This window comes from Desulfotomaculum sp. (genome assembly GCA_003513005.1).
GTDB lineage: Bacteria > Bacillota > Desulfotomaculia > Desulfotomaculales > Nap2-2B > 46-80.
Genome location: DOTD01000013.1, coordinates 1 through 5,440, shown reverse-complemented (window position 1 = coordinate 5,440; position 5,440 = coordinate 1). Strand labels below are relative to the sequence as shown.

Below are 5,440 nucleotides of genomic sequence, written 5' to 3'. Positions count from 1 at the left end.
TTTGGAGGGGAAAGTTGGGCTAACTGAAGATTCGGCAGCCCACCTGGGAAAAGTAAAAAGGCCTTTACGGGTAGTGGATCAATGGATGTATCATTCCCGGCTGTACGCTGCAGCAAGTCTGGCAATCACCCGGGAGAACCTGGAACTGATTCAGCTCAACTCCTTCGGCTGCGGGCTTGATGCCGTGACGACGGATCAGGTCGAGGAAATCTTAAGCCAGCATGACAAGCATTACACCTGCCTGAAAATAGACGAAGTAAGCAACCTGGGCGCCGCCAAGATCAGAATCCGTTCTTTTAAGGCCGCCGTAGAAGACAGGGCGGCCAGGGCAAAAATTGCGGAACAAGCGGCGGCAACAACCGGAAGCAGAATTATCTTTACGAAAGAAATGAAAAAAACAAATACAATTTTATGCCCGCAGTTTTCGCCGATCCATTTTAAATTCATTGAAGGAGCATTCCGATCGGAAGGATACAATCTGGTCTTGCTGCAGAAAGCCGATCAGGACGCCGTCAACGAAGGCATCAAATATGTCAACAACGACGCCTGTTACCCGAGCATTATGGTTGTGGGGCAGCTCATCCAGGCCCTGAAATCCGGGAAATACGATTTAAACAGCACTTCCGTGGCCATAACCAAGACGGGCGGAGGATGCAGGGCAACAAACTATATCAGCTTATTAAGGAAGGCCCTGCAGGATTCCGGTTTTGGCAAGATTCCCGTTATATCTGCTAATATTGCGGGACTAGAGAAGAATCCGGGCTTTCAAATAACCCCCCGGTTATGGAGAAAAGCCCTCATGGGACTGACCTACGGCGATCTGCTGATGCGGGTCCTGCACAGGGTCAGGCCTTATGAAGCAATCCGGGGCTCGGCTAACGCGCTGTTTGGAAAATGGGTCGAGATCTGCAACGAACATCTCATTCACGCTGATTCGGGCAGCTTTAAGAAGTATATCCAACAAATCGTCAGGGATTTTGACCAGTTGAAAATCAGTAATATAAAAAAGCCGCGGGTGGGTGTAGTTGGAGAAATTCTGGTCAAATACAACCCGCAGGCTAATAATTCCGTCGTCCAGGTACTGGAAGACGAGGGAGCGGAGGCCATTGTGCCGGACATGATGGACTTTTTCATCTACTGCGCCTACGACCTTACTTACAAACACCATACCCTGGACGGCAGCAGAAGGCAGTATTTCAGCGGCAAGGTTTTCATCAGCCTGCTGGAATTCTGCAGAAAGGAAATGAAAGCAGCCCTGGAACGAAGCGAACGTTTTGACCCCCCGCCTTCAATTTACACGCAGGCGGAAAGAGCCAGCAGAATACTTTCTCTCGGGCGCCATACCGGCGAAGGATGGCTTCTGACAGCGGAAATGATCGGGCTGATTGAGCACGGAGCGCCCAATATCGTCTGTGTCCAGCCTTTTGCCTGCCTTCCCAACCACGTTACCGGAAAAGGGATGATTAAGGATCTAAGAAGGCATTACCCGCAGGCAAATATTGCGGCGATTGACTATGATCCCGGCGCCAGCGAGGTAAATCAGCTCAACCGGATTAAATTGATGCTCTCCATCGCCTTTAAAAACGCCAACCATTTATCAAAAAAATTCCTGCTCAACCTCAGCAGCCAATCCAATCAAACGATTACCGGCAGCCTCGTCTAGCTGAGCCGTTCACGGCTCCCGGCGCGCTCCATGCCCAAACGAGCTATGTGTTCCTCATTAATTTACGGCTTTGTCAAGACCAACCTGTGTATTCTCACCAACACTAAAATTGGAACCCTTACTAAAGTATGAATATGTGAATGAAAACCGTTTACCGCTTCCGCATGGTGGTGGTCATGGTGCTTATCATCGTGCCGGTGACGATGTTCATGTTCCAGGGAATTATGAAGATGCAGATGTTCATGCTTTTCGAATAAAAGGAGTGCAGCCCCTAAAACCATAATAGGTAAAGAAGTGATGAATAAAATACCCGGTATTTCATGGAATAGAATTATTGATAACAAACTTCCTAAGAATGGTGCTGTACCAAAAAAAAGCACTTGTCCGAGCTGCTCCCAGTCCACGCATAGCGAGGATAAAGAACACGATACTTAACCCGTAACTGAAAAATCCCAGTACCATTGCTTTTAGTATTGTTATAATTCCCGGGAAGGAGTTGTTCAAAGCAAGGGACAGCAGTAAAGAAAAACTCCCTGCGCTAATTCCTTTAAGCATTACAATCACTATAGGATCTTTAGCAGAGATATTGCGAGTAAAGTTGTTATCTAATCCCCAGAAAAGACATGCTCCTAATATACCTGCCGCACTAAGTGAAATACCCCACACACCGCCTGGGTTCAATGAAAGCATGATACTTGCTGAAGTGATAAAAAAAATAGCCAACCATACCTGTTTACCGATTGCCTCCCTAAATATTAAAGCAGCTATTATGGTTGTAGCAACTCCTTCGAAGTTAAGCAAAAGGGATGCAGTAGCTGCAGGTGTGTAACGCAACCCAAACAGTAGGACTATTGGAGCGGCAACCCCACCAGATAGTACGGCGCCAACAAGTCAGGGAAAATCGTACTTAATTAAAACAATGGAAGTTGTATTCAAAAACATCCCTCTTAAGATTTCCTCAAACTAATAGTTTGTTAACACAAAATCTACATAATAACTGATTTCTATGGTATATTCTTCCCAGAGGGGAGGAGTATGCCTTGCCAAAAGTAAGATATCGTGTCCGTCTTTCCGAGAGCGAACGCAAAACACTTTTACAGATTATCTTCAAAGGCACAGCTTCAGCCAAATCTATCATGCACGCTAATGTACTGCTGGCCGCCGATGAGAACGCCGAAGGCGCCAAAAAGAGTGAAGCCGAGATCGCGGAACTCTTTCATGTCCACCCGCGAACTGTCCATACTGTTGCGGCAGCAGTATTTCAGAGCACGGGCTTCAGGTTGCAATCGACAGAAAGAAGCGCAGTACACCGCCGGTTGAACCCAAGCTTACCGGAGAAGTGAAAGCAAAGATCATTGCGCTCAGTTGCAGTGCTCCACCATCGGGGTGGTCCAGATGGACATTGAGATTATTGGCCGATAAGGCGGTCGAGCTGCAGTACGTTGACAGCGTTTCCCATGTAGCAGTGGGACGGCTTTTAAAAAAACGAACTCAAGCCCCATCTCCGTAAATGCTGGTGCATTCCACCTAAACAGAACGCCGCCTTCGTTGCTTGCATGGAAGACGTTTTAGATCTGTATCAGAAACAATATTGCAGACTGTATCCGGTCATCTGCATGGATGAAAAGCCGTACCAGCTTCTTGCTGAAACCAGAACACCGATCCCGATGAAACCGGGAAGGCCTGAGTGTCAGGACGGTGAATATGTCCGCAACGGAACCTGCAGCATCTTTGTCTTCACAGAACCATTGGCAGGCTGGAGGCATGTAACGGTCTGTGAAAGAAGAACTCGGATTGACTGGGCAAATCAAGTCCGGGAACTGCTTGAGGTTCATTATCCAAAAGCACAATTGATTTCCTTCGTCTTGAACTGGCGGTTTGGGAAACCGCAAGAAATAGAAATCAAAAAGGTATTGACTGGCAATTTACAACTACTGATGCAAGAACTAAATTAAAGCGGCTTTATCCACAGTTTAAGAGTTAACAGGCTACTAGTATACCGTTTCAGTAAATCATTTACTATTGAATGCGTTGACAAAGTCAAATTTCCTCCATCTATGCACAACAGGAGAATCATCAATTTCCTTAATTCCCTGAAGGATTCTTTCTTTAAGTTCTTGTTTAGAATTGACACGGATATTCTTCAAGAATGTTCTTGCCATTTTACCAAAAAGCGTTTCGACCAGATTTAACCATGAACCATGCTTGGGGGTATGGACATAGAGAAATCGCCCCGGTTTGGTTGAAAGATATTTCATCGTCTCTTTTGAGATATGGGCGGAATGATTATCCAAAATGACGCGAATTGTTACTTCAGGAGGATAGCAGGCATCCATTTCCTTGAGCAGGGATATAAACTCAGCGCTTCTATGTCTATCCTGAACTTGAGCAATCACATGGCCATCATGCAAATCCAAAGCTGCCAAAATAGACAATGTGCCCAAGCGTCTGTATTCGTAGTCCCTCATTATTCGGGACTGTTTCCCCGGATTGGGCATGATGTCCGGGGCAATATTCTTGATTGCCTGTACGCCCGGTTTTTCATCAACAGATACGGTAATAACAGAGGAAACACTGTCCGGCGCCGTCATCTCGTTTTGAATATTTATCTCTTTATACACGCACAAAATATCAGCCATCTTCTGATCAAATTCCAGATCGCGCCGCTCCAAATAATAGGCCATCTTATGGGGACGTATTGGGTGCTCATCAAGAATTCTCTGTATAGTTGCCTTGGCCGCCTTACTCAGGCAATCGTGTCCAGCTTCATGACAATATTTTCTCGCATGATTGGCCAAAGAGCTGCGTGTCCACATCTGGGCAGCATATCCAAAATCCGTCGGTTTCTGGCAGGCAAGATTGATTACCCACGCCTTCGCTTCCGCCGTAATCACAGGGTCCTTGGGTCGATGATATTTGTCTTTAAGCCCTTCTTCGACTCCCATCGCCAATGCCTTCTCAATCCATTTGTAAATCGTCGGCCTGCTTATCTGTATCCCCTTTTCAATGTCGGTGATCGACATGCCTTCTGAATATCTCAACAAAATATTTGCCCGCTGCACTTCTCTCACCGGCCCCTTACGTGACTGGGAAATTCTGCTTAACTGTTCCTTTTGTTCCTCGTCTAAAATTAATTTTGCTTTCCGGCTCTTCCGTGGCATATTGATTACCTCCTTTTGTTTTGGAGACCAATATACCACAAGTCAACCTATTTGTAAATATATTTATGATACGTTATACTAGCATCAAATTATAGTAAAAACCTTCTATATTAGATATCCATATTTACCTTCCTCAGCATGAATTCTTTTAACTTTCCAAGCCTGGCTGTTGTCCGGCTTTGCTTAAGGCAATAAAAAGGTAACTACTCAGCTACGTAAATATTTTTCTTAAATTACGCCTCAATAGAAAAATAGTCCTGGACTCAACGCTGCAAATCATGTAATATGGAAACATGAAAACAGAAGCTGAATTCCGGGTAACAGAGATAACCGAATATCACGTCCAGACAGTCTTAGCGATTGATCTCTGACAACCCTTCATGGAACCGCAGCAGGCTGCCGAGGGAACTCTGCCGATTCTGGAATTGACACTCTCCCACAGGACAGATAAAGGATATGGCCTGCCGGGATCTCTTGCTCAAACTGGAGCAGCAGGGGCAAATCGTATTGCCCACACGCTTAGTCTAAAGCTTTTATCAGAGGCGGGAACATATCGATCATTGAGGTTCCCCACGACACTGCCGTCATCGCCGGCAAATTAAAGAACCTGCTCCCT

Annotated in this window: 5 protein-coding genes and 1 pseudogene; 4 read left to right on the top strand and 2 right to left on the bottom strand. The window is 45.9% G+C overall.

The features are described 5' to 3' along the window. Window positions 1-1,663, top strand: a 1,663-nt coding sequence (locus DEH07_00970) for a 2-hydroxyglutaryl-CoA dehydratase (protein HBY03127.1), incomplete at its 5' end; no start/stop codon positions are given. Window positions 1,664-1,725: 62 nt separating this feature from the next. On the opposite strand, the pseudogene DEH07_00965 reads toward DEH07_00970, so the two are convergent. Then, window positions 1,726-2,515 (bottom strand): annotated as a pseudogene (locus DEH07_00965) (EamA family transporter). Between the two features lie 188 nt (window positions 2,516-2,703). Between DEH07_00965 and DEH07_00960 the strand changes: the two are divergent. Genes DEH07_00960 through DEH07_00950 form a run of 3 tightly spaced genes read left to right on the top strand, consistent with a single transcriptional unit; the run spans window position 2,704 to window position 3,618 of the window. Further along, window positions 2,704-3,006 (top strand): hypothetical protein, encoded by a 303-nt coding sequence (locus tag DEH07_00960; GenBank protein ID HBY03126.1) that lies wholly within the window; start codon window positions 2,704-2,706, stop codon window positions 3,004-3,006. After that, entirely contained in the window at window positions 2,922-3,173 is a 252-nt protein-coding gene (locus tag DEH07_00955) for a hypothetical protein (protein ID HBY03125.1), read from the top strand. Before DEH07_00960 ends, DEH07_00955 begins: the two co-directional genes overlap by 85 nt. A gap of 46 nt (window positions 3,174-3,219) precedes the next feature. Continuing rightward, a complete protein-coding gene (locus tag DEH07_00950) occupies window positions 3,220-3,618 on the top strand; it encodes a hypothetical protein (GenBank protein ID HBY03124.1) in 399 nt (132 codons plus the stop codon). A 57-nt stretch (window positions 3,619-3,675) separates the two neighbouring features. Here the strand turns inward: DEH07_00950 and DEH07_00945 are convergent, their stop codons facing one another. Beyond that, complete coding sequence (locus DEH07_00945) at window positions 3,676-4,824, bottom strand: IS630 family transposase (protein ID HBY03123.1); 1,149 nt, start codon at window positions 4,822-4,824, stop codon at window positions 3,676-3,678. Window positions 4,825-5,440 lie beyond the last annotated feature (616 nt).